Origin of the sequence: uncultured Williamsia sp., from assembly GCF_947494875.1 — a bacterium.
Classification (GTDB): Bacteria; Actinomycetota; Actinomycetes; order Mycobacteriales; family Mycobacteriaceae; genus Williamsia_A.
Genome location: NZ_CANLWM010000009.1, coordinates 67,471 through 82,583, shown reverse-complemented (window position 1 = coordinate 82,583; position 15,113 = coordinate 67,471). Strand labels below are relative to the sequence as shown.

Genomic DNA, 15,113 nt, shown 5'->3' with positions numbered 1-15,113 from the left:
CCGTGACCCCCGAGTTCGTGACATCGGCGTCGGCGGATCCGCTGACCGAACCGCTGGCGTTCAGCGTCTACACCGGTGTGCCCGTCGCCGACGGCGGTGACGCGGACGTCCCGACCGCGGCTCGGCTGGGTCTCGAACCGCCGCGGTATTGCGGGCAGTGCGGGCGACGCATGGTGGTCCAGGTGGTCCCGACAGGCTGGACGGCGAAGTGTTCGCGCCACGGGTCGGTGGACTCGTCCGACCCCACCCGCCGATGAACACTCCCGACGCGCCCGCGATCCCCGACCGTGTCGTGGTGCGTCGCGACCCGCACGCGCTGGTCCGTCCCGCGGTCGTCGTACTCGCTGTGCTCCTCGGGCTCGGCGCGGTCGCCGGTGTCGTGTGGGGCCTCGTCGTCCCGGGCGTGACCGGCGTCGTCGTCGCCCCGGGTCGCGCGGGTTCGCTCGGTGCCGACACCGGTCACCGGTTCGACGCGATCGCCCTCTTCGCCTGTATCTCGATGGTCGTCGGTGTGCTCGCCGGTGTCGTCGTGTGGTCGGTGCGGGCCCTGCGCGGCCCGCTCGGCGCCGTGCTCGTCGTCGTCGGCACGATCGCGGGCGGCGCGCTCGGCGCCTGGCTCGGCGGTCTGGTCGCGCACGCCCGCCACCCCGGACCGGGTGGCGCCGCGGTCGGCGGGTACTTCACCAGCGCACCGGGGCTGCGGCTCTCGGGTGCGCAGCTCGACCTCACCGGGGGGCTCGACATCTCGGTGGGCGTGGGCATGTCGTGGGCCGTGCTCGTCGTCGCACCGGCGGTGGGTCTCGTCGTGGTGCTGGTGCGGATCCTCGCGGCACGCTCGCCCGATCTCGACGTCCCCGCCGAACTTGCTGCGCCACAGCATGACTCAGGGCGGCGGACGCAGGGTGGCGAACTCGTCGGTGACGCGTAGCCCGGTGTCGGTGAAGCGGTAGAGCGCCGGCGGACGTCCGCCCGAGCGCCCCGTCGGTCCGGTGGTCCCCGTGGCGACGACGACCCCGCGCCGCGACAGGATGCGCAGCAGGTTCGTCGCGTCGACCGGATATCCCAGCGCCGCACCGTAGATGTCGGACAGCGTCGACATCGAGAACTCCGTGGGCGCCAGCGCGAACGCGATGTTGGTGTATGAGAGCTTGGCGGCCAGCCGACGCCGCGCGGACTCGACCACGTCGCCGTGGTCGAAACTCGTGACCGGGAGGTCGTCCACCGGATGCCAGCGCGTGTCCGACGGGGGAGTGCTCACCGACTCGGGACGCACGAGGGCGAGATAGGTCGACGCGACGACCCGCGGTCCGGGGACACGGTCCGGCGCGGAGAACACCGACAGCTGTTCGATGTGCGCGACCTGGCGCAGGTCGACCTTCTCGGCGAGTTGCCGGCGCGCCGAGGTGCGCAGGTCCTCGTCCGCGCCGAGCAGGCCACCCGGCAGCGACCACGTGCCCGCCTGCGGATCCTGACCCCGTTCCCACAGCAGGACCGACAGGTGGGGGGTGCCCTCGGCGAGACCACGGACGCCGAAGACGGCGGTGAGCACCTCGTGCAGGATGCTCGGTGGCATGGCTGGAGTGTAGGGCCCGCGCCGCGCGGTGTTACGCTGGCGGCACGTTTTCGACCGACAGTCGAAAACCTCTCGGCGCAGCCCCGTCGAGGACCCCACCGAAAGGAGGGCGGTCGTGTCGATCACCACCGCCGTCACCCCCGACGTCATCGATGCGAACGACCCCGGCCCCGAATGGGCGGCCGAGGTCCGCCGCCTCGCCGACCTCCGGGGAGCCACGCTGCTGGCGCACAACTACCAACTGCCGGCCATCCAGGACGTCGCCGACCACGTCGGCGACTCCCTCGCTCTCTCGCGGATCGCGGCGTCCGCGCCGGAGGACACGATCGTCTTCTGTGGCGTGCACTTCATGGCCGAGACCGCGAAGATTCTCGCGCCGGAGAAGACCGTCCTCATCCCTGACGCCCGCGCCGGGTGCTCCCTGGCCGACTCGATCACCGCCGACGATCTGCGGGCCTGGAAGGCCGAGTTCCCCGACGCCGTCGTCATCTCCTACGTCAACACCACCGCCGAGGTGAAGGCGCTCACCGACATCTGCTGCACGTCGTCGAACGCGGTCGAAGTCGTCGCGTCGATCGACCCCGACCGAACAGTGCTGTTCCTGCCCGACCAGTTCCTGGGCGCACACGTGAAGCGGGTGACGGGCCGGACGAACATGCACATCTGGGCGGGCGAGTGCCACGTGCACGCCGGGATCAACGGCGACGAGCTCACCGCCCAGGCCACCGCCCACCCCGACGCCGACCTCTTCGTGCATCCGGAGTGCGGCTGCGCGACCTCGGCGCTCTACCTGGCCGGTGAGGGTGCGGTGCCCGCCGACAAGGTGAAGATCCTCTCGACCGGCGGCATGCTCGACGCCGCACGGGACACCGGCGCCCGCGAGGTACTCGTGGCCACCGAGATCGGCATGCTGCACCAGTTGCGCCGGGCCGCACCGGGAGTCGACTTCCAGCCGGTCAACCCCAAGGCGTCCTGCAAGTACATGAAGATGATCACGCCGGAGGCGCTGCTGCGCAGCCTGCGGGACGGCACCGACGAGGTCCACCTCGACCGCGCCGTCGCCGACGCCGCCCGCGCGAGCGTCGAGGCGATGATCGCGATCGGCACGCCCGGCGGCGGCGGGGAGTGACCGCGAGCGGGGCCGTCGGCCAGACCGGTCGCGGCGAGACGACCCTCACCCCGCCCCCGACGGAGGACGTCCGCCGGGTCGTCGCGGAGGGGTTGGCCGAGGACCTGCGGTACGGACCCGACGTGACCACCTCCGCGACCGTGCCCGACGGGGCCACGACCACCGCGGTGGTGGCCAGTCGGGCCGCGGGCGTCGTCGCCGGCGTCGACGTGGCACTCGCCGTCTTCACCGAGGTGATGGGGGACGCGGTGCGGGTCGTCGACCGCGTCGCCGACGGCACCCGCGTCGCACCGGGGGACGTCGTCGTGCGGCTCGCCGGGCCGACGGCCGGACTGCTCACCGCCGAGCGCACCGCGCTGAACCTGCTGTGTCACCTGTCGGGGATCGCCACGGCGACCGCCGCGTGGGTCGACGCGATCGACGGCACCGGGGCGTTCGTGCGCGACAGCCGGAAGACGCTGCCCGGTCTGCGCTCGCTGCAGAAATATGCGGTGCGCGCGGGCGGAGGCCTCAACCATCGGATGGGTCTGGGCGACGCGGCGCTGATCAAGGACAACCACATCGCCGCGGCCGGATCGGTCGAGGCCGCGTGGCGGGCCGTGCGCGACGCCGCCCCCGACATCGCGGTCGAGATCGAGGTCGACTCCCTCTCCCAACTCGACGAGGCACTCGCACTCGACGCGCAACTGATCTTGCTCGACAACTTCGAGCTGTGGGAGACGCAGATGGCGGTCTCGCGCCGCACACGCGCGAATTCGTCGACGCTGCTGGAGAGTTCGGGTGGGCTGACGCTCGCCGACGCCCACGACTACGCCCGCACCGGCGTCGACTTCCTCGCCGTGGGCGGTCTCACACACTCGGTCGCTGCGCTCGATCTCGGTCTCGACCTGTAGGACCCGATCTGTCCGGTTCGTCCACCGTTCATGCGCATGCGGGCATACTTTCGCGCCACGGTGAGTTGAACCCGCTCGTACAACGCGTCATCCGCACGCGTGCCACGACGTACGAGAGGAAACCGATTCGTGACGACCACCGTCAACGCCGTCGCCGCTGTCTCCGCGACCGATCCGCTGGAGATCACCACCATCGAGCGTCGGGACCTGGGTCCGAAGGACATCCGGATCGACATCAAGTTCGCCGGCATCTGCCACTCCGACATCCACACCGCCCGCAACGAGTGGAAGGGAACGAAGTACCCGGTCGTGCCCGGTCACGAGATCGCCGGGATCGTCTCCGAGGTCGGCTCCGAGGTCACCCTGCACAAGGTCGGCGACCGTGTGGGCGTCGGCTGCTTCGTCGACTCCTGTGGCGAGTGCGCGCCGTGCAAGAACGGCGACGAGCAGTACTGCGAGAAGGGCGTCGTCCAGACCTACAACTCGACGACCTACGAGGGCGAGTTCACCCACGGCGGGTACTCGCAGCAGGTCGTCGTGACCGAGAAGTTCGCGCTGAAGATCCCCGAGGGCATCGAGCTCGACGTCGCGGCCCCGCTGCTGTGCGCGGGCATCACCCTGTACGCGCCGCTCAAGCACTGGGGAGCCGGCCCGGGCAAGCAGGTCGCCATCATCGGCATGGGCGGCCTCGGCCACGTCGGTGTGAAGATCGCCCACGCCCTCGGTGCCGAGGTCACGGTGCTCAGCCAGACCCTGAGCAAGGAGGAGGACGGCAAGAAGTTCGGTGCCGACCACTACTACGCGACCAAGGACAACGACTCGGTCTTCGACGACCTGGCCAACCGTTTCGACCTGATCATCAACACGGTCTCGGTGAACCTGCCGCTCGACAAGTACATCGGGATGCTCGCCGTCGACGGCACGATCGTCGAGCTCGGTGTCCCGGAGAACGCGCTGGAGGTCGCGGCGTTCTCGCTGCTCACCAACCGCCGGTCGCTGGCGGGGTCGATGGTCGGCGGCATCGCGCTGACCCAGGAGATGCTCGACTTCTGCGCCGAGCACGACATCGCGGCCGAGATCGAGACGATCAACGCCGACCAGGTGAACGAGGCCTACGACCGCGCCGTCGCCTCCGACGTGCGGTACCGCTTCGTCATCGACACGGCCAGCCTGGCCTGATCACGGCGGCTCCGGCCTGACGCCGGATGCCACGTCGCGGCCGCCGACCCCTGCGAGGGTCGGCGGCCGCTGTCGTCTGCGCAGTACGCGGTGCGATTCGAAAACGGGTCGCAGCACCGAATACGCTGGACACGCCGACACGCACCCCACTGACGAGGAGATCGCCTCCATGCTCGCCCGAACCGACCTGCGTGGCGCGACCCTGTCGACGGCACAGTTGCGGCGCGCGCTGCCGCGCGGTGGCACGGACGTCGACGCGGTCCTGTCGACCGTCACCCCCGTGGTGTCGGCGGTGCGCGAGCACGGGGCGAGCGCAGCACTCGATGCCGGGGAACGGTTCGACGGGGTGCGGCCGGACTCCGTGCGCGTGCCGGCCGACGTCCTCACCCGGGCGCTCGACGGTGTCGACCCCGACGTCCGGGCAGCGCTGGCCGAGTCCATCCGCCGCGCGCGCATCGTCCACGCCGACCAGCGGCGCGGCGCCACGCGCACCGAGGTCGCGCCCGGCGGGTCGGTCACCGAGAAGTGGGTCCCCGTCGGCCGCGTGGGGCTCTACGTGCCCGGTGGCAACGCGGTCTACCCGTCGAGCGTCGTCATGAACGTCGTCCCCGCCCAGGAGGCCGGCGTCGGATCGCTCGTCGTGGCGTCGCCGCCGCAGAGCGCGTTCGGCGGATGGCCGCATCCGACGATCCTCGCCGCGTGCGCGCTGCTCGGCGTCGACGAGGTGTGGGCCGTCGGCGGGGCGCAGGCCGTCGCCCTGATGACCTACGGGGGCACCGACACCGACGGCGCCGACCTCGACCCGGTCGACCTCATCACGGGGCCGGGCAACATCTACGTCACCGCGGCGAAGCGGCTCTGCCGCGGCATGGTCGGCATCGACTCCGAGGCCGGGCCGACCGAGATCGCCATCCTCGCCGACGCCGGGGCCGACCCGGTCGCCGTCGCCGCCGACCTCATCAGCCAGGCCGAGCACGATGTCCTCGCGGCGTCGGTGCTCGTCACCGACAGCACCGAGCTCGCCGACGCCGTCGACACCGAGGTCGACCGTCAGGTCGAGCAGACCAAGCACCACGAGCGGGTCCGGACGGCGCTGTCGGGCGCGCAGTCCGGCATCGTCCTCGTCGACGACATCGACGCCGGACTCGCGGTCGTGGACGCCTACGCCGCCGAACACCTCGAGATCCAGACCGCCGACGCACCCGCTGTCGCCGACCGCGTCCGCAACGCCGGCGCGATCTTCGTCGGTCGCTACGCGCCGGTGAGCCTCGGCGACTACTGCGCCGGGTCGAACCACGTGCTCCCGACATCCGGCTCCGCGCGACACAGTTCGGGACTGTCGGTGCAGACGTTCCTGCGCGGGATCCACGTCGTCGACTACGACCGTGACGCGCTGGCCGAGGTGGCGCCGCACGTGGTGAATCTCGCCGCGGCGGAGGACCTGCCCGCCCACGGCGACGCCGTGCGGGTCCGCTTCGCCGACGCCGGGGGCCCGCCGTGACCACCCCGGGCGCGCGATTCGGCGTCGACGACCTCCCGCTGCGGGACGTGCTGCGTGGCCGCTCGGCCTACGGCGCACCGCAACTCGACGTGCCCGTCGCGCTGAACACCAACGAGAACCCCCACCGACCGTCGCAGGCTCTCGTCGACGACGTCGCCGAATCGGTACGGGCCGCCGCCGACCGGTTACACCGCTACCCCGACCGCGACGCGGTCGCTCTGCGCACCGACCTCGCCGCCTACGTGAGCACCGCGACGGGCGTCGCGGTGACCGTCGACAACCTGTGGGCGGCCAATGGGTCCAACGAGATCCTCCAACAACTCCTGCAGGCGTTCGGCGGGCCCGGCCGCAGCGCACTGGGTTTCGAGCCGTCCTACTCGATGCACCCGATCATCGCGACCGGCACGGACACCACCTGGGTGGCCGCGCCCCGTCGGGCCGACTTCTCCCTCGACGTCGACGCTGCCGTCGCCGAGATCACCCGCCGCGCACCGGACGTCGTGTTCGTGACGTCGCCGAACAACCCGACCGGTCAGTCACTGGACCCCGACGAGATCCGCGCGATCGCCGCGGCCGCCCCGGGCATCGTGGTGGTGGACGAGGCCTACGCCGAGTTCTCCGACCGGCCCAGCGCCGTGGCCCTGCTCGACGAACTCGGCGACCGCCTCGTCGTGAGTCGCACCATGAGCAAGGCGTTCGCCTTCGCCGGTGGTCGGCTCGGGTACCTCGTCGCCGCACCGGCGATGGTGGAAGCGCTTCTGCTGGTGCGTCTTCCGTACCACCTGTCGGTGCTCACGCAGGCCGCGGCCCGCGCCGCGCTGCGCCACGCCGACGAGACACTCGCCGGCGTCGCCCACATCGTCGCCGAGCGCGGCCGTGTGGTGACCGCCCTGCGTGACCGCGGTTTCACCACCGTGGAATCCGACGCGAACTTCGTGCTCTTCGGCCCCTTCGATGACGCCCGCGCCGCGTGGCAGGGCTTCCTCGACCGCGGCGTGCTGATCCGCGACGTCGGGATCAGCGGCCACCTGCGGGTGACGATCGGTCTGCCCGACGAGAACGACGCATTCCTCGCCGCGGCGGCGGATCTCGCCCCCACGGGTGCCGCCACGGCGGCCACCACCTCGTCAGGAGCACGCCAGTGACCGAGCACCGCACCGCGCACATCGAACGCACCACCCGCGAGTCGTCGGTCACCGTCGACCTCGACCTCGACGGCACGGGTGTCACCGACATCAGCACGGGCGTCCCGTTCTACGACCACATGCTCACCGCGTTCGGCGCGCACGGCAGCTTCGACCTCACCGTGCGGGCGCAGGGTGACGTGGAGATCGAGTCGCACCACACCGTCGAGGACACCGCGATCGTGCTCGGTCAGGCGTTCGCCGATGCGCTCGGCGACAAGGTCGGCATCCGGCGCTTCGGCGACGCGTGGATCCCGATGGACGAGACTCTCGCCCACGCCGCCGTCGACGTGTCCGGGCGCCCGTACTTCGTGCACACCGGCGAACCGGATCACCTCCTCACCGCGGTGATCGGCGGTTACCCCGGCGTCGCCTACAACACCGTCATCAACCGGCACGTGTTCGAGTCGTTCGCCACCAACGCGCGCATCGCTCTGCACGTGCGCGTGGAGCACGGCCGCGACCAGCACCACATCACCGAGGCGCAGTACAAGGCCGTCGCCCGGGCACTGCGCGCCGCGTGCGAGCCCGACCCGCGTCGCGCCGGCGCCGTGCCGTCCACGAAGGGCGCCCTGTGACGGCACGCGTCACCATCCTCGACTACGGCTCGGGCAACCTGCGGTCGGCGCAGCGCGCGCTGGAACGCACCGGCGCGGAGGTGACCGTCACCGCCGACCGTGCCGCTGCACTCGACGCCGACGGTCTCGTCGTGCCGGGGGTCGGCGCGTTCGCGGCGTGCATGGCGGGTCTCACCGCGGTCGGCGGCGAGCGGATCATCGGCCGGCGCCTCGCCGGTGGCCGTCCCGTCCTGGGCATCTGCGTCGGCATGCAGATCCTCTTCGAGCACGGCGTCGAGTTCGGCGTCGACGCACAGGGGTGTGGTGAGTGGCCGGGCACCGTGCGGCAACTGCCCGCACCCGTCCTTCCACACATGGGCTGGAACACCGTCGAGGCCGGCGAGGGTTCGGTGCTGTTCGACGGCCTCGACGACGACACCCGCTTCTACTTCGTGCACTCCTACGCGGTGCAGGAGTGGGAGATGGACACCGACGGCACACGGCTACGCCCGGCCACGCTGACGTGGTCGGAGCACGGCGGACCGTTCCTCGCCGCGGTCGAGAACGGTGCGCTGTCCGCGACACAGTTCCACCCCGAGAAGTCCGGCGACGCCGGGGCGCAGCTGCTGGAGAACTGGGTGCGGAGCCTGTGAGCGCAGGCTCGGACTTCTCCGTCGCACGCCTCGCGGTGACCGTGATGGGCGCCGGGGTCGTCGGGTTGGCCGTGGTCGCCGGGATCACCGTCGCGGTCGCACAGGCGTCGGCCGGTGTCGCGCTCGTCGTGGCGCTGCTCGGGGTCGTCGCGGTGATCGCGCTCATGGGATTCGTCGCACGGCGCTCGATCGACAGGGCGATCACCACACAGCAGGACGGCGAGAGCCGACGGGAAGGGCACACGGGATGACCACCACACTGGAGCTGCTGCCGGCGGTCGACGTCGCCGACGGGCAGGCGGTCCGCCTCGTCCAGGGCGCCGCCGGGTCGGAGACGACCTACGGCTCGCCGCGGGATGCGGCGATGGCCTGGCAGGCCGACGGCGCCGAGTGGATCCACCTCGTCGACCTCGATGCCGCGTTCGGCCGGGGTGACAACCGCGAGCTGCTCGCGGCGGTCGTCGGCGAGCTCGACGTGAAGGTCGAATTGTCCGGAGGCATCCGCGACGACGACTCCCTGCGCGCCGCCCTGGCCACCGGCTGCACGCGGGTGAACCTCGGTACCGCCGCGCTCGAGAACCCGGAGTGGTGCGCGCGCATCGTGTCCGAGTACGGCGACCGCATCGCGATCGGCCTCGACGCCGTCCACGAGGACCGCGGCTGGCGGCTGCGCGGTCGGGGGTGGGTGTCCGACGGGGGGGACCTCTGGGAGGTGCTCGACCGGCTCGAGCGCGACGGATGCGCCCGCTACGTCGTGACCGACGTCAGCAAGGACGGCACGCTCACCGGACCGAACCTCGACCTCCTGCGTGAGGTGGCACAGAAGTCGTCCGCGCCGGTGGTCGCCTCGGGCGGGGTGTCCACCGTCGACGACCTCACCGCCATCGCCGGACTCGTCGACGCCGGCGTCGAGGGCGCGATCGTCGGCAAGGCGCTCTACGCGGGCCGGTTCACCCTCCGCGACGCGCTGGCGGCGGTGGCCGCGGTCTGATGGCCCTTCCTCCCGGACTCCCGTCCGACCTCGACCCCCCGCGGCTGCTGTCCATCGCCGCCGAACTGCTGGACGCCGCCGAACCCCGCTTCGTCGAGGGTGTCGGTGCCCCGAGCGCGGTGGACAAGGGCGGCAACGACTTCGCCACCGAGCTCGACCTCGAACTCGAACGGACACTCTCGGCGCAGCTGGCCGAGATGACCGGGATCGGCGTGCACGGAGAGGAGTTCGGCGGGCCCGACCCCACCGAGGGCACGGTGTGGGTGGTCGACCCGGTCGACGGCACCTACAACTACTCGGCGGGGCTCCCACTGGCGGGCATGCTGCTCGCGCTGCTGCACGACGGGCAGCCGGTGCTCGGCCTCACCTGGCTGCCGCTGCTCGGTCGGCGGTATGCGGCGACCGTCGACGGACCCGTGACGTGCAACGGTGACCCGCTGCCGCCGTTGCAGCCGACGGCGTTGAACGACACCGTGATCGCGGTCGGCGCCTTCAACCTCGACAGCCGCGGCCGGTTCCCCGGGCGGTGGCGGGTGGACGTGTTGGGTGAGGCGTCGCGGCGGGTGTCGCGCCTGCGACTGCTCGGCAGCACGGGCATCGACATGGCGTTCACCGCGGCCGGGAATCTCGGTGGCGCAGTCTGTTTCGGGCACCACCCGTGGGACAACGCGCCGGGCGCGGCGCTGGTGATCGGCGCCGGTGGCGTCGTCACCGACCTCACCGGCGCACCGTGGACCGCGTCGTCGTCGTCGATGCTGGCCGCGTCCCCGGGTGTGCACTCGGAACTGCTCGAGATCATCGCCGGTGTGGGCGATCCGGAGGACTTCCGATGACCGTCGCCGTACGGGTGATCCCGTGTCTGGACGTCGACGCCGGTCGCGTGGTGAAGGGCGTGAACTTCGTCGACCTGCGCGATGCGGGCGACCCCGTCGAACTCGCCGCCGCATACGACGCCGCCGGTGCCGACGAACTGACGTTCCTCGACGTGACCGCGTCGAGCTCTGGCCGGTCGACGATGCTCGACGTCGTCGCCCGCACCGCCGACCAGGTGTTCATCCCGCTGACCGTCGGTGGCGGCGTGCGCACGGTGGCCGACGTCGACCAGCTGCTGCGCGCGGGTGCGGACAAGGTGGGGGTGAACACCGCGGCCATCGCGCGGCCGGAGGTGCTCGGGGAGATGAGCCGCCACTTCGGGTCGCAGTGCATCGTGCTGTCGGTCGACGCACGCACCGTGCCGGAGGGCTCGGCGCCGACCCCGTCGGGCTGGGAGGTCACCACCCACGGCGGCCGCCGCGGCACGGGCATCGACGCCGTCGAGTGGGCTCGTCGCGGCCAGGACCTCGGGGTGGGGGAGATCCTCCTGAACTCGATGGACGCCGACGGCACCAAGAACGGGTTCGACCTGCCGATGATCGCTGCGGTGCGCGCGGCCGTCGGTGTACCGGTGATCGCCAGCGGCGGCGCCGGGAAGGTCGAGGACTTCGCGCCGGCCGTCCGCGAGGGAGCCGACGCCGTCCTCGCCGCGTCGGTGTTCCACTTCGGTGAACTGCGCATCGGCGAGGTCAAGGACGCGATGCGCCGCGACGGGATCACCGTCCGCTGAGCGGACACTCGTGGAGGAGGAACCGATGGCACTGCCGGCCGAGATCGCCGAGCGGCTCAGCCTGTCCGACGACGGCCTGATCGCCGCGATCGCGCAGGAGCAGGGCACCGGTGAGGTGCTGATGCTCGCGTGGATGGACGCCGAGGCCCTCGACCGCACCCTGCGCACCGGGCGGGCGACGTACTGGTCGCGCTCGCGTGGCGAGTACTGGGTCAAGGGGGAGACGAGCGGGCACACCCAACGGGTGCACGACGTCCGTCTCGACTGCGACGGCGACGCGGTGCTGCTCACCGTCTCCCAGATCGGGCCCGCCTGTCACACCGGCACCCACAGCTGTTTCGACGTCAGTCGCTCCCTGCCGCTGACGACCCCGACCGGATGAGGAGTCCCCGATGCCGTTGATCCAGATCAGTCAGACGCCGGGCCTGAGCGACCGCGTGAAGCGGGAGACGATCGCCGCGGTCACCGACGCGTACGCCAAGGCCACCGGCAAGAACCCCGACTCGGTGTGGGTCACGATCACCGAGGTGCCGCGGTCCCACTGGGGCGTCGGCGGCGAGCCGCTGGGACACTAGGCGTCGTGAGGACCGACGACAGCGCCGACCGCTCCACGACCACGCGCGAGCAGTTCGTCGACCTCGCGCGCGATCACCGCGTCGTGCCGGTGACCCGCAAGGTCGTCGCCGACTCCGAGACGCCGCTGTCGGCGTACCGGAAGCTCGCCGGCGACCGGCCCGGCACGTTCCTGCTCGAGTCGGCGGAGAACGGGCGATCGTGGTCGCGCTGGTCGTTCATCGGTGCCGGCGCGCCGGCTGCGCTGACCGTCGTCGACGGCGAGGCGCACTGGTGGGGATCCGTGCCCGACGGCGCACCCCGCGACGGGGATCCGCTCGTGGCGCTCGCGGAGTCGCTGCGGCTTCTCGCCACCGACCGCCTCCCCGGGATGCCGCCGCTCACCGGCGGGTTCGTCGGGTATCTCGCGTACGACGCGGTTCGCCGCCTCGAGCGTCTGCCCGACACCTGCGTCGACGACCTGCACCTGCCCGAGATGCTCATGCTGCTCGCGGCCGATCTCGCCGCCGTCGACCACCACGAGGGGTCCATCACCCTCATCGCCAACGCGATCAACTGGGACGGCACCGACGCCCGCGTCGACGAGGCCTACGACGACGCCGTCGCGCGACTCGATCGCATGACCGCCGCACTCGCGTCCCCGGCGCCGTCCACGGTCTCCACCTACCACCGACCGGACCCGGAGTACCGCGCCCAGCGCAGCCGCGACGAGTACGCGACCGTCGTCACCTCGCTCGTCGGGGAGATCGAGGCCGGTGAGGCGTTCCAGGTGGTGCCGTCGATGCGGTTCGAGATGACCACCGACGCCGACCCCATGGACGTCTACCGGGTGCTGCGGTCGTCGAACCCGAGCCCGTACATGTACCTGCTGCGGATGCCCGGGGTCGGTCGTGACCCGTTCACGATCGTCGGGTCGTCGCCGGAGGCGCTCGTCACCGTGTCGCAGGGGACCGCCACCACCCACCCGATCGCGGGGACGCGCTGGCGCGGCGCCACCGAGGACGAGGACCACCTCCTCGCCAAGGATCTCCTCGCCGACGAGAAGGAGAACGCCGAGCACCTCATGCTCGTCGACCTCGGCCGCAACGACCTCGGTCGCGTGTGCGAGCCGGGCAGTGTCACCGTGCACGACTACCGCCACATCGAGCGGTACAGCCACGTGATGCACCTGGTGTCGACGGTGACCGGCCGCCTGCGGGGCGACGCCACCGCGCTCGACGCGGTCGCCGCGTGCTTCCCGGCCGGCACCCTCACCGGCGCGCCGAAGGTGCGGGCGATGGAGCTCATCGACGAACACGAGCTCACCCGACGCGGCCTCTACGGCGGTGTTGTCGGCTACCTCGACTTCGCCGGCGACGCCGACACCGCCATCGCGATCCGCACCGCGGTCATGTCCGGGGACACCGCCTACGTGCAGGCCGGCGGTGGTGTCGTCGCCGACAGCGACGCCGACTACGAGTACAACGAGGCCCGCAACAAGGCCCGGACCGTCCTCACCGCCATCGCCGCGGCAGAGACGATGACCCCGGCCGTGGCCTCGGGAACAGCAGGAGTCCACCCATGACCGACGCCGCGGCCGACGCCGCCCTCATCCGCCGACGCAACGTCCGGACCGCCGCGATCCTGCTGGTGCTCTCGGCCGCCGCTCTGTGGGGCGCGTCGCGTCTGCCCTGGGCGACCCTCACCGCGCAGGACGGTCTCAGCCCGGCGCGCGACTTCACCGTCCACGGCTCCGACTGGAGTCCGTGGCTCACGCCGGTCGCGATCGTGCTGGTGGCGGCGGTCGCCGCCACGGTCGCCCTCAAGGGATGGGCGCTGCGGCTGACGGCGCTGGTCGTCGCGGTCATCGGGATCGTGTCCCTGCTGCCGGTCATCTCACTGCTCACGGGGGACGACCCCGGGGCGTACGCCGCGCGATCCATCGACCTGGCCGGCCGCTACCAGGTCGCCTCGGTCGACACGCGGCCGTGGGTGGCCGTGGTGGTGGTCCTCGGCGCGGTGCTCGCGGTGTCGGCCGCGACGGTGCTGCTCCGGGTGGCCCGCGGCGCCACGTCGATGTCGTCTCGCTACCGCTCGCCTGCGGCCCGGCGCGCCGAACTCGAGGAGACCGTCTTCGCCGAACGCGCCGCGCGCGAGCGCGCGGCGCCGTCCGACGCGGCGACGACATCGGCCGGCGCATCCGGCGACGCGTCCGAGCAGGTCACCGAACGCATGCTGTGGGACGCGCTGGACACCGGCGCCGACCCGACCGATCCCGCCGCGACCAGGCCCACCGCCCCGGACGGGCGACCGGACGACGAACACCCCTCCGACGGGACGGGTCGCTGACCGCTCACGCGTGCCGGACCGACCCCGTGACGGGCGGGTCCCCGCCGCCCGGCTACCCTTGACCGACATCACAGGTCGCACCGCGGCGGTGTTCGCAGATCGATCTCGAGACGCTCAGAAGGGGGCCGCGATGACTTCGCCGACCGTCCTCGACTCGATCATCGACGGCGTCCGCGCCGATGTCGCGGCGCGGGAGGCCGCTCTCGACTTCGCGGCCGTGAAGGCGGCTGCGGCCAAGGCGGCCGACCCCGTCGACGCGATCGCCGCACTGCGCGAGCCGGGTATCGCGGTGATCGCCGAGTGCAAGCGCTCCAGTCCGTCCAAGGGCGCGCTCGCCGACATCCCCGATCCCGCCGAGCTCGCCCGTGCCTACGAGTCCGGCGGCGCACGGATCATCAGCGTGCTCACCGAGGAGCGCAGGTTCGGCGGATCCCTCGCGGACCTCGACGCCGTGCGTGCCGCCGTCGACATCCCGGTGTTGCGGAAGGACTTCATCATCGGGCCGTACCAGATCCACGAGGCCCGCGCCCACGGCGCGGACGTGGTCCTCCTCATCGTGGCCGCGCTCGAACAGAACGTGCTCGCCTCCCTGCTCGACCGCGTGGAGTCCCTCGGCATGACGGCTCTCGTCGAGGTCCACACCGAGGCCGAGGCCGACCGCGCACTGTCCGCCGGCGCGACCGTGGTCGGGGTGAACGCGCGCAACCTGAAGACCCTCGAGGTCGACCGCGACGTGTTCGCGCGCATCGCCCCCGGCCTGCCGACCGAGACCATCCGGGTCGCCGAGAGCGGCGTCAACGGCACCGCCGACCTGCTGGCCTACGCCGGAGCGGGTGCGGACGCCGTGCTCGTCGGCGAGGCCCTGGTGACGCGTGGGGACCCGCGCGCCGCGGTCGCCGAACTCGTCACCGCCGGGACCCACCCGTCCTGCCCGAAGCCGGTGCGGTGA

The 15,113-nt window shown here is 71.9% G+C and carries 19 protein-coding genes; 18 read left to right on the top strand and 1 reads right to left on the bottom strand.

Translation table 11 applies throughout. From position 1 onward, the window contains the following. Positions 1–2 precede the first annotated feature (2 nt). Positions 3–257 carry a hypothetical protein gene (locus Q1A98_RS19960; RefSeq protein ID WP_299576720.1) on the top strand — a complete coding sequence of 85 codons (255 nt, stop codon included), beginning with the start codon at positions 3–5 and terminating at the stop codon, positions 255–257. Continuing rightward, positions 254–928, top strand: a complete 675-nt coding sequence (locus Q1A98_RS19955; protein ID WP_299576718.1) for a DUF2567 domain-containing protein — start codon at positions 254–256, stop codon at positions 926–928. The genes Q1A98_RS19960 and Q1A98_RS19955 overlap by 4 nt, the downstream gene beginning before the upstream one ends. Here the strand turns inward: Q1A98_RS19955 and Q1A98_RS19950 are convergent. Beyond that, entirely contained in the window at positions 884–1,573 is a 690-nt protein-coding gene (locus Q1A98_RS19950) for an NUDIX domain-containing protein (RefSeq protein WP_299576716.1), read from the bottom strand. The two genes, Q1A98_RS19955 and Q1A98_RS19950, sit on opposite strands and share 45 nt — an antisense overlap. A gap of 115 nt (positions 1,574–1,688) precedes the next feature. On the opposite strand from Q1A98_RS19950, the gene nadA reads away from it, so the two are divergent. The 16 genes from nadA to trpC all read left to right on the top strand — a co-directional run bounded on the left by nadA (position 1,689) and on the right by trpC (position 15,113). Then, positions 1,689–2,702 carry a quinolinate synthase NadA gene (gene nadA, locus Q1A98_RS19945; RefSeq protein WP_366943487.1) on the top strand — a complete coding sequence of 338 codons (1,014 nt, stop codon included), beginning with the start codon at positions 1,689–1,691 and terminating at the stop codon, positions 2,700–2,702. Between the two features lie 92 nt (positions 2,703–2,794). Beyond that, on the top strand, positions 2,795–3,595 hold the full coding sequence (nadC, locus tag Q1A98_RS19940; RefSeq protein WP_299577049.1) for a carboxylating nicotinate-nucleotide diphosphorylase: 801 nt from the start codon (positions 2,795–2,797) through the stop codon (positions 3,593–3,595). A gap of 129 nt (positions 3,596–3,724) precedes the next feature. Then, positions 3,725–4,774 carry an NAD(P)-dependent alcohol dehydrogenase gene (locus Q1A98_RS19935; RefSeq protein ID WP_299576714.1) on the top strand — a complete coding sequence of 350 codons (1,050 nt, stop codon included), beginning with the start codon at positions 3,725–3,727 and terminating at the stop codon, positions 4,772–4,774. 169 nt (positions 4,775–4,943) lie between these two features. Next, the gene (gene hisD / locus Q1A98_RS19930; protein WP_299576712.1) at positions 4,944–6,275 is read left to right on the top strand and encodes a histidinol dehydrogenase; all 1,332 of its coding nucleotides are present in this window, start codon (positions 4,944–4,946) and stop codon (positions 6,273–6,275) included. After that, complete coding sequence (locus Q1A98_RS19925) at positions 6,272–7,420, top strand: histidinol-phosphate transaminase (RefSeq protein WP_299576710.1); 1,149 nt, start codon at positions 6,272–6,274, stop codon at positions 7,418–7,420. Before hisD ends, Q1A98_RS19925 begins: the two co-directional genes overlap by 4 nt. After that, positions 7,417–8,037 (top strand): imidazoleglycerol-phosphate dehydratase HisB, encoded by a 621-nt coding sequence (gene hisB / locus Q1A98_RS19920; protein ID WP_299576708.1) that lies wholly within the window; start codon positions 7,417–7,419, stop codon positions 8,035–8,037. The genes Q1A98_RS19925 and hisB overlap by 4 nt, the downstream gene beginning before the upstream one ends. Continuing rightward, entirely contained in the window at positions 8,034–8,669 is a 636-nt protein-coding gene (hisH, locus tag Q1A98_RS19915) for an imidazole glycerol phosphate synthase subunit HisH (protein WP_299576706.1), read from the top strand. The genes hisB and hisH overlap by 4 nt, the downstream gene beginning before the upstream one ends. Next, complete coding sequence (locus tag Q1A98_RS19910; protein WP_299576704.1) at positions 8,666–8,920, top strand: hypothetical protein; 255 nt, start codon at positions 8,666–8,668, stop codon at positions 8,918–8,920. Before hisH ends, Q1A98_RS19910 begins: the two co-directional genes overlap by 4 nt. After that, entirely contained in the window at positions 8,917–9,660 is a 744-nt protein-coding gene (gene priA / locus Q1A98_RS19905; RefSeq protein ID WP_299576702.1) for a bifunctional 1-(5-phosphoribosyl)-5-((5-phosphoribosylamino)methylideneamino)imidazole-4-carboxamide isomerase/phosphoribosylanthranilate isomerase PriA, read from the top strand. Before Q1A98_RS19910 ends, priA begins: the two co-directional genes overlap by 4 nt. After that, entirely contained in the window at positions 9,660–10,493 is an 834-nt protein-coding gene (locus Q1A98_RS19900) for an inositol monophosphatase family protein (RefSeq protein ID WP_299576700.1), read from the top strand. Before priA ends, Q1A98_RS19900 begins: the two co-directional genes overlap by 1 nt. Then, positions 10,490–11,263, top strand: a complete 774-nt coding sequence (gene hisF, locus Q1A98_RS19895) for an imidazole glycerol phosphate synthase subunit HisF (protein WP_299576698.1) — start codon at positions 10,490–10,492, stop codon at positions 11,261–11,263. Before Q1A98_RS19900 ends, hisF begins: the two co-directional genes overlap by 4 nt. Positions 11,264–11,288: 25 nt before the next feature. Next, a complete protein-coding gene (hisI, locus tag Q1A98_RS19890; RefSeq protein WP_299576696.1) occupies positions 11,289–11,645 on the top strand; it encodes a phosphoribosyl-AMP cyclohydrolase in 357 nt (118 codons plus the stop codon). Positions 11,646–11,655: 10 nt separating this feature from the next. Further along, a complete protein-coding gene (locus Q1A98_RS19885; protein WP_299576694.1) occupies positions 11,656–11,838 on the top strand; it encodes a 4-oxalocrotonate tautomerase family protein in 183 nt (60 codons plus the stop codon). Between the two features lie 5 nt (positions 11,839–11,843). Further along, positions 11,844–13,400: an anthranilate synthase component I gene (locus Q1A98_RS19880; protein ID WP_299576692.1), complete on the top strand. Its 1,557-nt coding sequence runs from the start codon at positions 11,844–11,846 to the stop codon at positions 13,398–13,400. Beyond that, positions 13,397–14,164 carry a TIGR02234 family membrane protein gene (locus tag Q1A98_RS19875; RefSeq protein WP_299576690.1) on the top strand — a complete coding sequence of 256 codons (768 nt, stop codon included), beginning with the start codon at positions 13,397–13,399 and terminating at the stop codon, positions 14,162–14,164. The genes Q1A98_RS19880 and Q1A98_RS19875 overlap by 4 nt, the downstream gene beginning before the upstream one ends. A gap of 130 nt (positions 14,165–14,294) precedes the next feature. Then, on the top strand, positions 14,295–15,113 hold the full coding sequence (gene trpC / locus Q1A98_RS19870) for an indole-3-glycerol phosphate synthase TrpC (RefSeq protein ID WP_299576688.1): 819 nt from the start codon (positions 14,295–14,297) through the stop codon (positions 15,111–15,113).

Bases quoted from the DNA above. Each gene is read 5' to 3' on its own strand.
- Q1A98_RS19955 (WP_299576718.1), top strand. From the start codon at position 254: ATGAACACTCCCGACGCGCCCGCGATCCCCGACCGTGTCGTGGTGCGT.
- Q1A98_RS19950 (WP_299576716.1), bottom strand. From the start codon at position 1,573: ATGCCACCGAGCATCCTGCACGAGGTGCTCACCGCCGTCTTCGGCGTC.
- hisD (WP_299576712.1), top strand. From the start codon at position 4,944: ATGCTCGCCCGAACCGACCTGCGTGGCGCGACCCTGTCGACGGCACAG.
- priA (WP_299576702.1), top strand. From the start codon at position 8,917: ATGACCACCACACTGGAGCTGCTGCCGGCGGTCGACGTCGCCGACGGG.
- Q1A98_RS19900 (WP_299576700.1), top strand. From the start codon at position 9,660: ATGGCCCTTCCTCCCGGACTCCCGTCCGACCTCGACCCCCCGCGGCTG.
- hisF (WP_299576698.1), top strand. From the start codon at position 10,490: ATGACCGTCGCCGTACGGGTGATCCCGTGTCTGGACGTCGACGCCGGT.
- hisI (WP_299576696.1), top strand. From the start codon at position 11,289: ATGGCACTGCCGGCCGAGATCGCCGAGCGGCTCAGCCTGTCCGACGAC.
- Q1A98_RS19885 (WP_299576694.1), top strand. From the start codon at position 11,656: ATGCCGTTGATCCAGATCAGTCAGACGCCGGGCCTGAGCGACCGCGTG.
- Q1A98_RS19875 (WP_299576690.1), top strand. From the start codon at position 13,397: ATGACCGACGCCGCGGCCGACGCCGCCCTCATCCGCCGACGCAACGTC.
- trpC (WP_299576688.1), top strand. From the start codon at position 14,295: ATGACTTCGCCGACCGTCCTCGACTCGATCATCGACGGCGTCCGCGCC.